The sequence below is a fragment of the Cardiobacterium sp. genome, assembly GCF_057314735.1.
The window spans coordinates 31424-46073 of sequence record NZ_DBHKZK010000060.1; the positions used below are offsets into that span (position 1 = coordinate 31424).

Annotated in this window: 20 protein-coding genes; 3 read left to right on the top strand and 17 right to left on the bottom strand. The window is 56.5% G+C overall.

Annotation, left to right across the window (positions count from 1 at the left end):
* Positions 1-41: 41 nt before the first annotated feature.
* The 17 genes from ACO54Z_RS08390 to ACO54Z_RS08470 form a co-directional block, all read right to left on the bottom strand.
* Positions 42-884 (bottom strand): hypothetical protein, encoded by an 843-nt coding sequence (locus tag ACO54Z_RS08390; protein WP_485996597.1) that lies wholly within the window; start codon positions 882-884, stop codon positions 42-44.
* Positions 885-970: 86 nt separating this feature from the next.
* Positions 971-1156 carry a hypothetical protein gene (locus ACO54Z_RS08395; protein ID WP_485996598.1) on the bottom strand — a complete coding sequence of 62 codons (186 nt, stop codon included), beginning with the start codon at positions 1154-1156 and terminating at the stop codon, positions 971-973.
* Positions 1153-1755 (bottom strand): hypothetical protein, encoded by a 603-nt coding sequence (locus tag ACO54Z_RS08400; RefSeq protein WP_485996599.1) that lies wholly within the window; start codon positions 1753-1755, stop codon positions 1153-1155. Before ACO54Z_RS08400 ends, ACO54Z_RS08395 begins: the two co-directional genes overlap by 4 nt.
* A gap of 84 nt (positions 1756-1839) precedes the next feature.
* Positions 1840-2916 (bottom strand): DUF6094 domain-containing protein, encoded by a 1077-nt coding sequence (locus ACO54Z_RS08405; RefSeq protein ID WP_485996600.1) that lies wholly within the window; start codon positions 2914-2916, stop codon positions 1840-1842.
* The gene (locus ACO54Z_RS08410; protein WP_485996601.1) at positions 2909-3526 is read right to left on the bottom strand and encodes a DUF3275 family protein; all 618 of its coding nucleotides are present in this window, start codon (positions 3524-3526) and stop codon (positions 2909-2911) included. The genes ACO54Z_RS08405 and ACO54Z_RS08410 overlap by 8 nt, the downstream gene beginning before the upstream one ends.
* 96 nt (positions 3527-3622) lie before the next feature.
* Positions 3623-3838, bottom strand: coding sequence for a hypothetical protein (locus ACO54Z_RS08415; RefSeq protein ID WP_485996602.1), 216 nt, complete (start codon positions 3836-3838; stop codon positions 3623-3625).
* 124 nt (positions 3839-3962) lie between these two features.
* Positions 3963-4214: a hypothetical protein gene (locus ACO54Z_RS08420; RefSeq protein ID WP_485996603.1), complete on the bottom strand. Its 252-nt coding sequence runs from the start codon at positions 4212-4214 to the stop codon at positions 3963-3965.
* 283 nt (positions 4215-4497) lie between these two features.
* Entirely contained in the window at positions 4498-5418 is a 921-nt protein-coding gene (locus ACO54Z_RS08425; protein ID WP_485996604.1) for a tyrosine-type recombinase/integrase, read from the bottom strand.
* 105 nt (positions 5419-5523) lie between these two features.
* Positions 5524-6267 (bottom strand): hypothetical protein, encoded by a 744-nt coding sequence (locus ACO54Z_RS08430; RefSeq protein WP_485996605.1) that lies wholly within the window; start codon positions 6265-6267, stop codon positions 5524-5526.
* An 82-nt stretch (positions 6268-6349) separates the two neighbouring features.
* Positions 6350-7075: a hypothetical protein gene (locus ACO54Z_RS08435; protein WP_485996606.1), complete on the bottom strand. Its 726-nt coding sequence runs from the start codon at positions 7073-7075 to the stop codon at positions 6350-6352.
* A 91-nt stretch (positions 7076-7166) separates the two neighbouring features.
* Entirely contained in the window at positions 7167-7904 is a 738-nt protein-coding gene (locus tag ACO54Z_RS08440; RefSeq protein WP_485996607.1) for a hypothetical protein, read from the bottom strand.
* 125 nt (positions 7905-8029) lie between these two features.
* A complete protein-coding gene (locus ACO54Z_RS08445) occupies positions 8030-8743 on the bottom strand; it encodes a DUF1281 family ferredoxin-like fold protein (RefSeq protein ID WP_485996608.1) in 714 nt (237 codons plus the stop codon).
* A gap of 150 nt (positions 8744-8893) precedes the next feature.
* The gene (locus ACO54Z_RS08450) at positions 8894-9577 is read right to left on the bottom strand and encodes a DUF1281 family ferredoxin-like fold protein (RefSeq protein ID WP_485996609.1); all 684 of its coding nucleotides are present in this window, start codon (positions 9575-9577) and stop codon (positions 8894-8896) included.
* Positions 9578-9666: 89 nt separating this feature from the next.
* On the bottom strand, positions 9667-9927 hold the full coding sequence (locus tag ACO54Z_RS08455) for a hypothetical protein (protein WP_485996610.1): 261 nt from the start codon (positions 9925-9927) through the stop codon (positions 9667-9669).
* A gap of 697 nt (positions 9928-10624) precedes the next feature.
* Positions 10625-11299 carry a DUF3577 domain-containing protein gene (locus tag ACO54Z_RS08460; protein ID WP_485996611.1) on the bottom strand — a complete coding sequence of 225 codons (675 nt, stop codon included), beginning with the start codon at positions 11297-11299 and terminating at the stop codon, positions 10625-10627.
* A gap of 337 nt (positions 11300-11636) precedes the next feature.
* The gene (locus ACO54Z_RS08465) at positions 11637-12323 is read right to left on the bottom strand and encodes a hypothetical protein (RefSeq protein WP_485996612.1); all 687 of its coding nucleotides are present in this window, start codon (positions 12321-12323) and stop codon (positions 11637-11639) included.
* 52 nt (positions 12324-12375) lie between these two features.
* Positions 12376-12735 carry a hypothetical protein gene (locus tag ACO54Z_RS08470; protein WP_485996613.1) on the bottom strand — a complete coding sequence of 120 codons (360 nt, stop codon included), beginning with the start codon at positions 12733-12735 and terminating at the stop codon, positions 12376-12378.
* 412 nt (positions 12736-13147) lie between these two features.
* On the opposite strand from ACO54Z_RS08470, the gene ACO54Z_RS08475 reads away from it, so the two are divergent.
* From ACO54Z_RS08475 to ACO54Z_RS08485, 3 genes are all read left to right on the top strand, one after another.
* A complete protein-coding gene (locus ACO54Z_RS08475; RefSeq protein WP_485996614.1) occupies positions 13148-14017 on the top strand; it encodes a tyrosine-type recombinase/integrase in 870 nt (289 codons plus the stop codon).
* A 112-nt stretch (positions 14018-14129) separates the two neighbouring features.
* A complete protein-coding gene (locus tag ACO54Z_RS08480; RefSeq protein ID WP_485996615.1) occupies positions 14130-14363 on the top strand; it encodes a hypothetical protein in 234 nt (77 codons plus the stop codon).
* 35 nt (positions 14364-14398) lie between these two features.
* On the top strand, positions 14399-14647 hold the full coding sequence (locus ACO54Z_RS08485) for a hypothetical protein (RefSeq protein WP_485996616.1): 249 nt from the start codon (positions 14399-14401) through the stop codon (positions 14645-14647).
* Positions 14648-14650 lie beyond the last annotated feature (3 nt).

Below are 14650 nucleotides of genomic sequence, written 5' to 3' on the forward strand. Positions count from 1 at the left end.
TGCGCGCAGCAAAAACCCGGCTTGCGCCGGGTTGTGCGGGGTCAGGTTGCTGCTTCAATGCTGTCTCCTGTGCCATCGGCAAAGAGCGGTGGCGTGGCGGTATAGGGGCGGATATACCCCCGGTCGGCAAAATGCCGCTGTACCAAATCGCAGGCCCAGTGATACACCAGCCGCTGCCGTGCCTGGTGCGGCGCGTCGAGCAGCTCGTCAAGGCGGTAGTCCGCCTGTTCAAGGATGTCGATGGCGTTTGCATTCACCCAGCGGTGGATGCTGTCGCGGTGGCGGGTATAGAGCCATTCCGTGTCGGCATCTTCGAGTGTGTAGATGACGTCTTCGTAGTTGTCCGGGTTCAGGTCGAGGTGACGTAGCAGGTAGTGCAGGTCGCCGATGCCCGGCAATCCCGGATCGTCACGGATGACGAGAAAGTCACTGTCCACGCAGCCGTAGTTACGACAGAGGTCATTCAGCAGGGCGAAGTCGATGTCTTCCGCATCGTGCAACACCATGCTGAAGACGCGGCGTGCGGCTGCGCGCGGGACGTGATAATGGAAGTCCTCACGCTCGCAGAAGGCCAACCAACGTGCGCCGTCAAGCCGGCCGTCGTCGCCGTGGGCGAGATAGACCAGGGCGCGGTATTCGCGCGGCGGTATTGTCTCCCTGCGGTTGCGTTCACCGATGAAGTCGGTAGCGCTACGCACCGATAGCGCCCATTGGGGCGGATAGCCGTGGGCTTCCAGGTATTGCCGCACTGCCGCCAGCGGGTCGCGTGGTGCGTCTGCGGGGAAGATATGGGCGGAGAGCCGGGCGGCGATGGTCGCTGCCTGTTCGTGCCGGGTGTCGAAGTAAATCATCCAGGCGGAGAGGGTTTGCAGAGAGTTTTTCATGGGGAATCCTTAAAAAGTTACCCCGGTGGCGTGAGCCGTCCGGGGCATGGTGTGTGGAAGATGCAAGATGTGTTTGTGCGGTGTGCTCAGAGCCAGTCATCGTCATCCCAACGGGAGCGGTACCACGGTTTGCGGCCACGCTGCCAGCGGATGAGCAGGCTGACAAGGATCAGGGCAATCAGCACGCGAGCGCTAAAGACGTCACTCAACAGTTCGGCCAGCAGTTCAATGCTGATGGATGAGCAAAAGAGGGAAAGACCGTTCACTTTCATGCGGCCTCCCGCTTGGTGGTGAGGTTGTCGCTGCCGGACGTGGTATTTTGCGGCGCGACGCCCAGCTGACCTTCGCGGATGAGGCGGCAGAGCAGACGCTCGTATTCCCCCTGGCGGGAGAGGTCGAGCAGCACCGCATTGATGCCCATTGTGGTGAGCGGGCGGATGAAGTTTTCTGCGCGCAACTGCGGCAGCAATACATCCTGCCAGTGCGGCAGCAGGCCGAGTTCGGAGAGCTGGGACAGCTCCAGCCAGAGGCGGTTGTCGCAGGTGTCGCCGAGCAGTACGCGCTGTTGGCCGATGCTGTCGCTGACGATGTCGGCATGGAGCATGGCGTGTACCATCTCGTTGCCGTAGCGGCTGTCTTTCGGCAGGCGGCACTGCATTTTGTCGAGCGATTTGTTGACGCCGTAGTGTTCACCGGCGATTTGCAGCGAGTGCTGCGTGCCACTGGTAATCGCGCCGTAGAGTGCCATCATCCGGCTGGCATAACCCCAAAGCGAGACGAAAACCAGTTGCTGGTGGCAGGCGAAGGCGTCGCAGTAGATGCCGTCGAAGTTTTCCAGCTCAATCGGGGCTGGACGGTTGAAAGTAGTCATGGTTACTCCTGACATTTGATTGAGAAATGATGGGAGTAACCCCCGCAGGGGGTACTCCCTGCGGGGAAAGGGCGGCAAAATCCGTTATTTGATCTGGATGATGCTGCCGTAGTGGGGTGAGTCCGGCGTCATGTCGATCGCCTTGATTACGGTAGTGAAGCGGTCACGCTGTTCTTCACTGATGACGTTGCCGTCGTCGTTTTCACGGCGGCGGATGATTTTCGTCTTGCTCGTCCTGCCCTTGATGAGCAGGCAGCGCTGGCCGTTATCAACCAGACCGCTGACCACACCAGCGCTGATGAGCAGGCAGGTGTGCCATTCGGTGAGGTCATGTAGCGGGCGGATGGCAGCATGGTTGTCGCTGCGGCAGAAGTTCGCGGTGAAGTCATGCCACAGACCGGGACATTCGCGGGTGAGCGCGGCCATGCCCTGGGCGTCGAGCAGCCTGCTCTGCATCAGCAGCGCTTTGCTGTTGGCGGCAGGGTGATAGCGGTATGCCGCCGTCTCCGGCAGTGTGGGCCAGGGTTCCTTGCCCGTCTGCCAGGCGGCAAACTGCTCCAGTTGTGCCTGGTCCATTTGCGCACTCGCCGCCTTGCGCTTGCGTGCGATGATGACAATCTGGTCGAAACGGTCGGTTGCCGCCAGCCAGACGCCGATGCCATCGAAGCGGGCGAGCAGCCATTTCTGGCAGGCTTCACCAAAACTCGCCTTGGGGACGATGTAGATGAGCAGGCCGTCAGCGCGCAGGGCGGGGAAGAAGTGTTGCAGGAACTGGTGTTCCAGCCGCACCCGCTTGCCGCCGGCTTCCTTGTCACCGAGATTCCAGCCATAGGGCGGATTGAGAAAAAGGCAATCGACCGACTGCGGGGTGACGTGTGCTTCCAGGGCGTTGGCGTGCAGCAGCTTGTGCAGACGCGGTGTAGCTTGTGCGACACGCCCCCCGTCCAGCTCAATGCCGTAGCGTTGTCCGAAAGGGTAACGCTCATGGCTGGCAAAATGCGCCAGCGCACGGCCACAGCCACAACAGGGGTCAAGGCATTTCACCGCTTCGGTTGAAGGGGCGACGAGGAAACCGATGCCACGCAGGGTGGCATCGTCGGTCGGGTAATAGCCCATCGCCGCGTAGTTGGCGGCGACGCGGGGGTGCATCAGGTCAGCCATGCGCATACGCCTCCTGCTGCGGCAGGTAGAAACTTTGCGAGCGCATGTCGTATTGATAGCCAAAGGCGACCAGTATCTGGCGGCAGCGGATGAGGTTCTCCCGGCCAATGGTGGTGTCGGGATGATAAACATCGCCGTATTGCCAGTCGTCGCCGTCGGCGAGGAAGGAACGCAGGAATTGCACCTGTTCGTCAAACGACTCGTCATCCGGCGTCTCGTCGCGGCTGAAGGTTGGCGCAACGCCTTCTTCCTCCAGCGGATCGGGGACGGATTCCGGTTCGGTGTCGCCGCTTTCCTCGCCATAGCCGTCCAGCTCGAACTGTTCGACCATCGCGCGCAGGCAGACACGCAACTCGCCGTAGGCCTGATAGGTATAGAGGGTGATGGCGGAAACGGCAAAAATACCGTTGTAGTCGCCGTTGGCAAGGGTTTCCAGCCAGGCGTTGTCGCGCTGGTCGCGCACGGTGAAGGTACCGAGGGCGCAATGCAGCGTGCCAACCGGGAACGGGCCGTAACGTCCGTTGCGGTAGGTGACGTTCAGGCGGCCGCTGACGCTGACGAAATCAGCAGCGGCATCTGGCGGGGCGTGGGGGGAAGGTTGGGGATTCATGAGGGTTCTCCGGTTGCAAAAGAAAACGGAGAACCTCCCGTCGGGAAGATTCCCCGTGCGGGTGGGATGCTGGCCGTGGGTGGTCAGCGGGTTGATTTATGAACGGATGGCATCTTTGAGTTCCGCCATGACTGCATTCAGCCCCAATTCATCGGGGAAGTTGATGTAGTCATAGGCGAACAGCACGGCCGCCATCTCCTTCGGGTTTAGCGTAATCGTGAGTTTGCGCTCACGCGATGGGAGGATATGGGCGTATTGCTCCAGCAGCGAGGTGCCGGGGTCGCCCAGGACATGGATATCGGTTTTGGACATGGATTCTCCTGTTGCAGAAAGAAAAAGCAGGAGAACAGCCCGGCAGGGATGATTCCCCTGTGGGTAAAAACGGTGCATATGTCCTATGCGGAGTGGGACAGGGCTCGCGACAACCGCTATGCCGTTACAGACGCTGCAGCAGATTATCGCAACGCGCCTTTGCCCTGATCAGACAGCTCATGACATTGGCTCCGGCAAGATTGCCACGAATCAGGTATTTGACCCGATGTGCCTCAGGCGCTTGTTCTTCCGAAAACCAGTCTTCCGGCTCTCCGCCGTAAAGGGTATGCTCCAGATTAAAATCCAGTTCTTCATACAGGCGGGGATCAATGCGTTTTAGCAGTTTGAGCAAAAGAATGGAGAGAAGATTTCTCATGGTTTTTCTCCTGTTGATTAACAAAAAACAGGAGAACAGCCCGGTAGGGATGATTCCCCTGCGGGTTGAGATGGCGCTGCATGGCGCAGCAGATGGAAAGATGCCGTCCCAGCCTGGCGGCTGTAACCGGAATGGCGACGGCGGCGGGCAAGAATCCCGCGCTGTCCGGTCAGTGGTGGCGACAAGTTCGCCAACTTCAGCCGGGAATATAGCCCTTTCCCCCTGAAGCGTCAATGTGCTGGCGAGAAACCTGTCGCCGCAACAGATACGTCCGGTCGCCTGTTTACCCTTGCTCCTTCCTCCGGTGTCCGCCCGTCTTCATGCGCGGGTGTTTGCGCTCATACTCGCGCGCGAGGAACGGAAAATCGAAACTGGCGTACAACATTTGCGTGGTCACCAGTTTCTTGTGGCCGAGCAGTGCCTGCACCGCGCGCAGATCGCCAGTAGCTTGCAACAGATGGATGGCAAAAGTGTGGCGCAGCAGCTGCGGATGCACATTTATCCCCGGCAGGCGGATGGCGGCGTAATCCTTGACGTGTTTGGCGATACTGCGGTCGCTGAGACGGCCACCCTTTCCATTGAGAAAGAGCGCCGCTTCGTTTGCACTTCCCGGCAGATTGCCCCGTACTGACTGCCAGCGGGCGAGTGCTGCGCGCGCCTTGCTGCCGATAAAAACAGGGCGACCCGTACCGCCGCCTTTGCGGCGGATGAGGTAGCGGTCGCTGTCGGCTCCCAGGTCGCAATGATTGATGGCGGCCAGCTCGGTGAGGCGCATTCCGGTGGAGTAGAACAGCTCAAGTATGGCGTGGTCACGGATAAGCCAGGGATCATCGGTCTCCGGGGGTTCCAGCAGGGTGGTAATCTGCGCAAGGGTGAGCGTGCGGGGTGCCGCTGGTTGCGGCTGACATGGCAGTTCAAGCTCAAGGGCCGGGTTGGCAGACAGGATGCGCTGGCGGTATAACCATTCATAAAAACCGCGCAACACGGAGCGGTGCATTCTGAGGGTCGCGGGGCTGCGGTTGCCGCTGCCGAGATGGTTGACCAGGTAATGTTGCAGGGCTTCGTCGTCCAGCAGGCGCAGGTCACGACCAGAGTGCGCTTCTTCGAACCGGCGTAACAGGCGGCGGTAGGTGGAGAGGGTTTGTGCTGCCTTGCCGCGTTTGTCGCGTAGCCAGGCAAGGTAATCTTCAATGTCGCTAACCATTGATTTTTCCTTTTATGTTATGGGGTTGCGACAAATTATGTTCATGGGCATCATGCCCATGCACCCACACAAAAACCGGCCATGAAGGCCGGTTCGGGTTGATGGTCAGATTTTGACGATGTGCAGCAGGCGGTGGCTTTCAATGGTGACCATGTACGCTTCGTTCTGCCAGACAATGTGCAGGCAACGTTTGAAGCCCGATGTAGCCAGCGGCAGGGGAGCCGGCGGACAAAGAAATTCGATACCCACGCGCGGGAAGGCGTCCTCCGCCTCTGCACCGCTGCAAATGGCGGCCAGTATCGCTACCGCCGCACCCAAGCAGTCGCGCTGCCCAATGACGATGGTCTCCTGCACCGGTTCTACGGCTTCAACCTTGCCGTCCTGGATGCGCACGGCGTACCAGCCGGGTTCATCGGATAGCGCGGGACAGCATGCTTCGTGGTCGTACACCGTTTTCTGCGGCAGGGTCACCAGCGATACCATCTCATTGAGGCGGCGGCAATGCTGCTGACCGTGTTCAAGGTCGCAGCCGTTCCAGGCGGCTACCTGGGCATAGAATCCGGCACCGGCGTCATCGTAGAGCGGCATGGCGACAATATCGTCCAGCTCCCGTTTGCGGGTCACCGGATTTCTGGCAAGGCGCAAGGCGTAGTCGGCGTAACCATAACCGAAAAACCAGGCGGTACCGCTGCCGTCATCGAGCGGGACGATGTCAAAGATACGGCATTCGCTGTCGGCGACAAGCTGGCGTGCCAGTTCGGGATTGTCGGAATACTGCTCCAGTATGGCCGTAATGGCGGTGCGGACTTCGTTGATGTCGTCGTAGTTTTTTTCTTTGGGGAAAAACATGAAAAGCTCCTGTAGAAAAAAGAAAAAGCAGGAGCCTCTCGCAGGGAAGCCCCTGCGGGGGAGTGCCGGATAACCGGCGTATTTACGGGTTTTCGGCGATCTCAAACAATTCGAGAATGTCGCCATCCAACATGGTGACGCCGTAACTGCGTCCGTTCAGGTAAATGACGCGGTATTTGCTACCGTCGCCGTTTGTGCCGCCACCGGTGATGGTGCCATCCAGCGCGGTGATGGCGTGGTCAAGCTCGGCGTCATCTTCGCCATCCGCCTGCTGTTGCACGGCAACAGCGAGCAGGGCGATGAGGTCAAGCGCTTCGGGATACCAAAGAACCGGACGGGCGGGCAGGCGCACGATGCGCATGATCTGCCCCAGCACATGATGAACTGCATGGTAGGCAATATTGCCGTCATCACAGCCGCCAACCAGCAAGAGCTGTGTGTTGATGATACGGCCATACCAGTCCGTACTGCACGGGGCGGTCGTGATATGCCAGCAGGTCGTGAGTGCATAGAGCGCGACCTGGATTTCGTGCGGTTCCAGCTGATCCGGCAGTTGCACCAACTGCTCCAGTTTGAGCCTTTGCGTCTGCGGATCGCGGCTGACAAAGCAGAGATAATCCGTATCATCAAACGTCATGGCGGCAACCTGGGCGGCATGACCCGCTGCCGTTTCGCCACGGATGATTTCCGGGATCCAGGCACCCTGTACCCTGAACAGTTCGTACCAGTCGGCATGCCCTGCGTCGTCGCGCATGAGGCAGACGTTCAGCATCGCCTCTACGATGGTTTTCGGATGAATGTCGTTCATAAAAAGCTCCTGTTGTTGAAAAAAAGCAGGAGCCTCCCGCAGGGAAGCCCCTGCGGGGGAAATGAACCGGTCGGTGCGGTGAATCAGGCGGTCAGCGTTGTGGCGGACTGCATTCGCGCAACCCGGAAATCTCGCGTCGCTGCCGGATTTCGATGCGGAAATAGCGGCCGGCGTAACGGACGGCCAGCCATTCACGCCAGATGTCTGCACATTCAATTGGCGGTGTGGGCGGCTCCAGCAGGAAGCCGCCGAGTTCCTCAATGCTCTCCGGCAGCGCGGTGCCGTGGCGCTCGCGCAGTTTCAGCGCCATGCTGAGAATGGCGATAATTTCGGCAGCATCCGGATACCAGACGAGTGCTTTCGCCTGGATTTTGGCGACAGCGGTGATGACGCCGTAGCTGACGATGGCGCCGTACTGGCACACCCGCTCATCTTCGTCCGCACAGCGGACGGTCAGCAGGCGTTCATTGAGCCTGCACGTCGCACAAGGTGCTGCCGGGTCGTTTTCAAATTCCCAGAAACACAGCTGGGCGGCGAAGGCCACCCGGAGGTCATCTGCCGTGTCATAGGCGGGCAACCTGACCAGTTCGAACAGCCTCGCATCGCCCGGCCTGTCGTAGAGGATGGCAGCGGCATAACTGCTGCCGAGGTAATCGAGCAGCAGCCCGTGTGCGTCGCGGCCATCAATGAATTGCCGCCGCTCGGCGCGGCGGATGTGCAATCCCAACTGTTGATGCAGCAAGGCAAGCCAGTCGCCGTTGTCGTTGCAGTAGTGGGCAAGGCAGGCTTGCAGGATGTCTGCAACGTGTTTCGTATCAACGTCGTTCATAAAATGCTCCTGTTGTTGAAAAAAAGCAGGAGCCTCCGCAGGGGAAGCCCCTGCGGGGACGGGTAGCGGTGCTACCGGACAAGGTTGAGGGTCAGGCTACGGATGATGATAGCGCCCCAATACAATCAGGAAGGCGGCGCAGATTCAGGCGTGTCTTCATCGCCGTCTTCACAGTGGTCTTCATCGTCATCAATGTAATCGTCGTCGATGTGGCGGTAGTAGCCATTGCGCAGGACGTAATCCTCCGCGCAATCCCAGTGCTGAAAAGCCATCTCGAAGGCTTCGCATGATCCGTTTTTGAATTTGCGACTTGCCAACACTTTGCCGTTTTGCATGTCGTAAACACCAGTCCTACTACCGATATATTCATCCGCAAAGCTGGCGCAAAAAACTTCATCAGGAAACTGCCGCGACAGAGCTGCGATGACGGGATACGGATGCTCCCAGGCGGTGTGAAACCGCACCTCGCCATTATCCAGGTCAAGGCGGTATTCGCTGGCGTTCCATTTTGTCCCCCACTTGTCGCAACGCCACTCATGCCAAGTAAGGTAGCCGTACAGGCGGTAGCCCAGCCAGTAGCGGCGCGCCGCCTGTACGGCGGTGTAACGGGGTTCGAACGGATACCGTTTTTCTTCGGCGAAGGCGTCAAGAAATACGGGATTTTCAAGCAGATCGCGCCAGTTTTTACCCTGTTGGAACTGCTCCTCGACATAGTGCGAGATGCCGCCGCAGATGATGTCCAGCACCAGCGGCTGTGGCACGATGCGGTTGAAATCGCGCAGGCGCAGCAGTGCGTCGATGTTGTCGCATTTGACAATGTTGGATGCCCAGTTAGGCATGGTTTAACTCCTTAAGTTGTAAACAAAAAGAGGGATATCCACCCCACGGGCAGATACCCCCGTGGGTGAGCGCAGCGCGGTGCTGCGGATAGTTGAGATGCGACGTCAGTAACCAGGCGGCGCGACGGTGTTTAACGCCGTGCCGGATAATCAGGCAGACGGCGCAGATTTGGACGTGTCTTCGCGACCAGCTTCATCGTCGTCGCGGTGGTGATAGTTGCCGTCGCACAGGACGTAATCTTCTTCGCCACCCCAATGAAAAAAGGCGAGCTCAAAAGCCTCGCGCGAGCCGTCATCCGGCTCGCCGCCAGTCAACAGTTTGCCGTTTTGCATCTCGTAGGTGCCGGTATCGCTGCCAATGTCTTCATCGGCATAGCTGACCGAGAACACTTCGGCGGGAAACTGCCGTGACAACGCCTCAAGGACGGGCCAGGGGTGCATGAGTGCAGTTTCAAACCACACCTCACCGCCCTGGTGGCGGTAGTGGTACACGTTCCACTTGCTGCCCCAGTGCTCGCAACGCCAGTCGTACCAGTCCACGCAGCCGTGTACCTTGCAGTACAACAGATAGCGGCGTGCGGCGCGTTCGGGGGTGAGCCGGTGTTTTGCCGGCGTGTCCTTTTGCTCTTGGTCGAGGCTGGCAACAAAGGCGGGATCGGTGGCGACCGCCCGCCAGCTTTTGCCCTGTTGGTACAGCTGCGCTGCGTGTTGCGCGGCCAGGCCGGAGAGAAGGGCGATGGCCGGATGCTCCGGGATAATCAGGCTGAAATCCCGCAGCCGGGACAGCGCGTCGCTATTGGTGCATTGGACGTGGTTGGATACCCAGTTGGGCATGGATACCTCCTGTTTTCAGGGTTGAAAAAAGGGGTATCCGCCCCACGGGCAGATACCCCGTGGGTGATGTTTGGTGTAAAAGCGACGAACTAATCGCGGTAATAACCGGGATAGTTGCTTACCGGGTTATATTCCCGGTAAACCTTTTTGACAGCAACGGTTTCTCCCCGCGCTGCCTTGGCTTTACAAAACAGGTCGTAATCATCGTCTTCTTCCAGGTAAGCAACTTCGTCAAGGCGGGTAGAAAATCCCGATACCTTGTCAGCGATGCCGAGGCGACGCAGTTCCGCCATTGATACTTCAACCCAGCCGTGGGCAGGGTCAATGTGATAGATATAGTAAGTTTGCATGATGTTCTCCTGTTGAACGAAAAAGCAGGAGAAACAGCAATCCCGGTGGGGGAATCGTTTCCCCTGCGGGTTTGAGGTGCTGCCTGGAGCAGCGGATTGAAAGACGCCGACACCGTTTCCGGCCGGACGCGGGAAAATCGGCATGGCGTCCGTGATGCACCTTGAGCAAGTGCGGCTATGCGGTTCATTGCAGCAAAAACGCGGCAGGCTGTCAATGTTCCGGGATGGCGGGACGGCAATGCTGCCGTACAGGTTGATGGCAGCAGATTCCGGGCAAAAATGAAGGCGGACGCGTGGTACCCGCAGCCGCCTTCTCGTTAGAGTAAATCGCAAAAGGTCGTTGTCTCTGGCTTTTGCCACGCACCTTTTACGAAATGGCACCGGATTCCAGCCACTCACGTCCGGCAGGGTGGCTTCACACGATTAACGTTCGTGCAACGTTTAACCTCTGATTTTAGCAAAAACCGCATGTGCTGTCCGCAACCTTGGCGCAGGCAAAATAAAACCACCCATCATGGGGTGGTTTCATGCCGTCGCGCTTGGCGCAAAGGTGCAGCGATTTGGATACGCGGCTGCATCGCGTCTCGACACACTGCTGAATTTGTAGCCTCGATGACCGTGAGAGCGTCGGGAAGCTGCAAAAGCCAGCAGTGTGAAAATCCGCCCGAAAGACCGGAGTCTTTCGGGGCGGGGTGGTTCAAGCAGCGGTGTTCCTGCGACGGAAACCTTGTTGTCCCTGTTGGGGTTGGGCTTGGCGTTGCGGAGCGTTTTGACGCGCCTGGGGCTGGCGTTGCGCCTGTCCCTGGTTGCTGCGTTGTTGCTGCTGTTGAGGTTGCGGACGGGATTGTCCGCGCGGTTGGGGATTGTCTGGTTGCGGATGCGTTTCGTGTTCGACGTAATCGTCGGAACCGTAAGCGTCATCGACATATGGATCTTCCCCGTAGTTTTCGGCATCGGCAGATTCGGTACGCCATTCAGGCACCTCAATCTGTTCATCGCCGATTTCCAGCCATTTGATGGCGATGAGTCGTCCACCAAGGACGGCCTTCGGTTCACCCTTTTTGCTAAGGTAGGGTTTGGCATACAGGCTGCCAATACGCAGCCCCGCAAACCATGCGGAGCCGTTATTTTGGTAACCTTGTGGCCACTCATTTTCTAAAGCGAAAATAACTTCTTGCGCCTGTTTGCCGACCAATATGAGGTCGCAATAGGCTTTGTCACCATTGGCACCTTCAAGGATAGCAACCTTCAGGGCGATAAAGGGATTACCCCTGTTAGGTTTTACTCTTTTTACTTCGTTTACATACGCCACCGCGTCAGCAGTGAAGTTGAAGTAATTGATTTGGGCTTCTTGATTGGCTTGGTTTTTCATTGCGTTCTCCTGTTAAACGAAAAAAGCAGGAGAAACAGCAATCCCGGCAGGGAAATCGTTTCCCCTGCGGGTTTGAGGTGCTGCATTGCGCAGCAGGTTGAAAAGATGCCGACACCGTTTCCGGCTGGACGCCGAGGCCGGCATGGCGTCCGTTTGCACTTTGAGCAAGTGCGGCTTTGAACCCATTCAAGCACAATTGATGCCAAATGACAAGCCCTGTTTTTGGCAAATTATCGTGTATGGTGCTGCGATGCTGAATTGCGCAAGTTCATGTTTACACGAAGCATAAAAACGCCCTGGCAAAGCAGGGCGCGGGGACTGGGGCAGGCGTTTGGGTTCACGGGTTGTGGCAGACCATCGCCTTGAAGGTTTTGTACGGTGTTTTCCTGATTTTCTTTTTGTTGTTGCAGAATTTCTCGAACCCGCTGTCGTTGAAACCAGGTTGGTCATAGAGTGCTTCAACGCTACGATATGCCCATTGCGCTTTATTCTCATCGCAGTATTCTTCGCGATTTTTGTAGGCCTCCTTGCAGTCCTGTTCACTCAGATTTGCCTTTTTGCTGGCCTGCGAGGTGATGGTGATTTTGTTGCCGTCATAGCTCATGAAATAGCGCTTTTTCTCGCGGAGACCAAGATCCGAGATGAGTTTACCGTTTTTAACCTCGAACTTCTGATCCGGGATTGGTGGTCCCCAAAATTCATCGTCTATAAGGATGCGTGGTACTTTATTTTTCTCCAAAACAACCAATCCGTAATATTGCTCCATGTCGCTGTTTGCACCGGAATGCGAGCGGAAAATATAAATATCCTTTGTTCCCAACTGATAATGCTTTTCAGCAAATTGCGGATAACCATAGTTAGTAAATGAGCCGACTGGCTTGCCATCAAGTGCAATCTTGTCCATGTCCCCGGCAGGTGAATTATCCAGGATAAAGCTCAATGTGCCATACGGTGTTTTTAGGGTCTCGGCGGCGTTGGCAGTCAGGGTGATGGTCAGCAGAACAGGCAGTAGCAGTTTTTTCATGTTTTCCTCCATGCAGATACAAAAGAGGCTCCCGGAAGGGAGCCTGCGATGTTCATTTGAACAGGTTTAACAAGAGCTGGAACAGGGAAGTCGCATTTGGTGCAACCAGCACCAACGCACCCAAGACAATGAAGCCTAATCTCATATCCTTGCGAACATCTGATATTTCGTGGCGTACTTTGACAAACTCCATTTGGGTTTCCTTGCGGAGATCATCAATTCCCTGTTTGGTTTCCCGTCGCAGTTCATCAATTCCCTGTTTGGTTTCCCGTCGCAGTTCATCAATATCTCGCTTGGTTTCCCGTCGCAGTTCATCAATATCTCGCTTGGTTGCCAGACGCAAATCTTCTATATCGCCTTTGGTTGCGAGTTCAGTGATTTTTGCCTGTTGTTGCTCTTCGATGATAGCCATGAGGGTTTCACTCTGTGCTCTTGAAAATTTTACAGATTCGAGACGGTGAAGTATCTCGGAGTATTGTTGAGGATTATAATACATGGTTGTCTCCTAAATGAAAAACGGGAGACAACTTCCCCCGGGGAACGTGTCCCCCAAGGGTGAGATGCTGCCGGGGCAGCGGATTTAATAACCGGCGAGCCGGTGCGTTGGTCTTGCAGCCCGTCCCGCGAGGGATGACCAACAGGGGGCATTGTGGATGATGCGCTCATCCAGGCGTTGCCCGCACTATAGCGCGTTTTTTTCGTGTTACCCACATTTTTTGTGGATAATCGTGCCGTCCTGTGTTGACCCGCGTTCGGGAAGCAGAATAGGGGCGCGCAGGGGGCGCAGCTTGCGATGATGGTTTTTTCGGCAAAGGAGCATCACCATGTTTGAACAGGCGGACGAGTTCCTCGCAGCCCAGCGGATGCGGCGGAAGTTATCGAATCTTTCCATCCGTTGCTACCGTTCCGCGCTGACCCGCATCGCCAGATGGATGGCGCAGCACGGCGAAAGTGTGCTGAGCGAGGCGAACATTGAGGCCTATCTGCGCGAGATAATGGACAATCAATACTCGCGTTCGACCTTCGCCACGGCGACCGTCGTCCTCAACCGGTGGATCAAGTTTTACAAGTTGCCACTGCGGATGCCGGGGTTGACCATGCCGAGGCAGCGTCGCCAGGCGAATTACATCTCGCCGGAAGAAATCGGGGTCATCTTTGCCAATATTCCGCGCACAACGGCGCAGGGCATCACTGACTACGCCATCATCGACCTCGCCTACTCTACCGGGATGCGCCGCAGCGAAATCTGCAAATTGCAGTATTGCGACGTGAACTGGGAGCAGCGGTACATCTTCATCCGCTATGGCAAGCGCGGCAAACAGCGTTTTGTGCCCTTCATGGGCGTCCTCAGGAAAAGCCTGCGCGCCTACCTGAAAAAGGTGCGCCCCACAAAACTCTCAACCCAGTGCAGCAATTTTTTCTTCGTCTCGCCCAAGGGCGACCGTCCGCTAAACGACAACGATATGCAGGAGTTGAATGCGCGCATCAACAACGAATATTCCCCTTTCAGGAAGCACATTACCCTGCACCGCCTGCGCCATGCCTGTGCGACGCACCTGTCGGAGAACGGCGCGGATCTCCGGCTGATTGGCCTGATATTGGGGCATGGCTCGCCCGATATTACCTCCGAGTACATCGACTACAGCGAAGAATACCTCGCAAAAGTCTTCAAAAAAGGCCATCCGCGCGCGTAGCGATGGACGCTGCCGTCCGCCCTGCACCAATGCGACATAGGAGGTAAGCTTGACACTCTGATAAAATCAGGCGTAATATCATATACATACCTTAAACAAACAGGAGACTGTTATGGGCGCTTTGATTACATTAGTCGTTATTGGCATCTTTTTCGGCATTGGTGTTTTTATTCTGATGGTAGAAATGGGAGATTCTTCCAAAATATCTTCGTTAGAAGACGATTGCCCAAATTATAAAAACAACGATGATTTGCCACCTTATCATTACACTGTTGGTGGGTACGCAGCCGGAGGGATAACTTCTAACAATGCTTCAAATAATTATGGGTTATCCTCAAGAGATTAAAGGCTAAACAAGTTGTCATCAAATAGAAGGCTGTTATGGGCGCTTTGATTACATTGGTCGTTATTGGCATCTCTTTCGGCATTGGTGTCTTTATTCTGATGTTAGAAATGGGAGATGGCTCGCCAAGAAAAACGGCTGCTTCGGATGATTATGAGGGTTACAAGCCTATGCCCTTCAGGGAGGATGGAAACCATATTAATCCTGCTGAGTCTCTATATGTCATAGGATCTTGGGAAAAATACAACCCTAATTATTCTCCCTATATTGGAAAAAATGATGAATAACTA

Coding starts and splice junctions, on each gene's coding strand:
- ACO54Z_RS08390 (WP_485996597.1), bottom strand. CDS start 884: ATGAAAAACTCTCTGCAAACCCTCTCCGCCTGGATGATTTACTTCGAC.
- ACO54Z_RS08395 (WP_485996598.1), bottom strand. CDS start 1,156: ATGAAAGTGAACGGTCTTTCCCTCTTTTGCTCATCCATCAGCATTGAA.
- ACO54Z_RS08400 (WP_485996599.1), bottom strand. CDS start 1,755: ATGACTACTTTCAACCGTCCAGCCCCGATTGAGCTGGAAAACTTCGAC.
- ACO54Z_RS08405 (WP_485996600.1), bottom strand. CDS start 2,916: ATGGCTGACCTGATGCACCCCCGCGTCGCCGCCAACTACGCGGCGATG.
- ACO54Z_RS08410 (WP_485996601.1), bottom strand. CDS start 3,526: ATGAATCCCCAACCTTCCCCCCACGCCCCGCCAGATGCCGCTGCTGAT.
- ACO54Z_RS08415 (WP_485996602.1), bottom strand. CDS start 3,838: ATGTCCAAAACCGATATCCATGTCCTGGGCGACCCCGGCACCTCGCTG.
- ACO54Z_RS08420 (WP_485996603.1), bottom strand. CDS start 4,214: ATGAGAAATCTTCTCTCCATTCTTTTGCTCAAACTGCTAAAACGCATT.
- ACO54Z_RS08425 (WP_485996604.1), bottom strand. CDS start 5,418: ATGGTTAGCGACATTGAAGATTACCTTGCCTGGCTACGCGACAAACGC.
- ACO54Z_RS08430 (WP_485996605.1), bottom strand. CDS start 6,267: ATGTTTTTCCCCAAAGAAAAAAACTACGACGACATCAACGAAGTCCGC.
- ACO54Z_RS08435 (WP_485996606.1), bottom strand. CDS start 7,075: ATGAACGACATTCATCCGAAAACCATCGTAGAGGCGATGCTGAACGTC.
- ACO54Z_RS08440 (WP_485996607.1), bottom strand. CDS start 7,904: ATGAACGACGTTGATACGAAACACGTTGCAGACATCCTGCAAGCCTGC.
- ACO54Z_RS08445 (WP_485996608.1), bottom strand. CDS start 8,743: ATGCCTAACTGGGCATCCAACATTGTCAAATGCGACAACATCGACGCA.
- ACO54Z_RS08450 (WP_485996609.1), bottom strand. CDS start 9,577: ATGCCCAACTGGGTATCCAACCACGTCCAATGCACCAATAGCGACGCG.
- ACO54Z_RS08455 (WP_485996610.1), bottom strand. CDS start 9,927: ATGCAAACTTACTATATCTATCACATTGACCCTGCCCACGGCTGGGTT.
- ACO54Z_RS08460 (WP_485996611.1), bottom strand. CDS start 11,299: ATGAAAAACCAAGCCAATCAAGAAGCCCAAATCAATTACTTCAACTTC.
- ACO54Z_RS08465 (WP_485996612.1), bottom strand. CDS start 12,323: ATGAAAAAACTGCTACTGCCTGTTCTGCTGACCATCACCCTGACTGCC.
- ACO54Z_RS08470 (WP_485996613.1), bottom strand. CDS start 12,735: ATGGCTATCATCGAAGAGCAACAACAGGCAAAAATCACTGAACTCGCA.
- ACO54Z_RS08475 (WP_485996614.1), top strand. CDS start 13,148: ATGTTTGAACAGGCGGACGAGTTCCTCGCAGCCCAGCGGATGCGGCGG.
- ACO54Z_RS08480 (WP_485996615.1), top strand. CDS start 14,130: ATGGGCGCTTTGATTACATTAGTCGTTATTGGCATCTTTTTCGGCATT.
- ACO54Z_RS08485 (WP_485996616.1), top strand. CDS start 14,399: ATGGGCGCTTTGATTACATTGGTCGTTATTGGCATCTCTTTCGGCATT.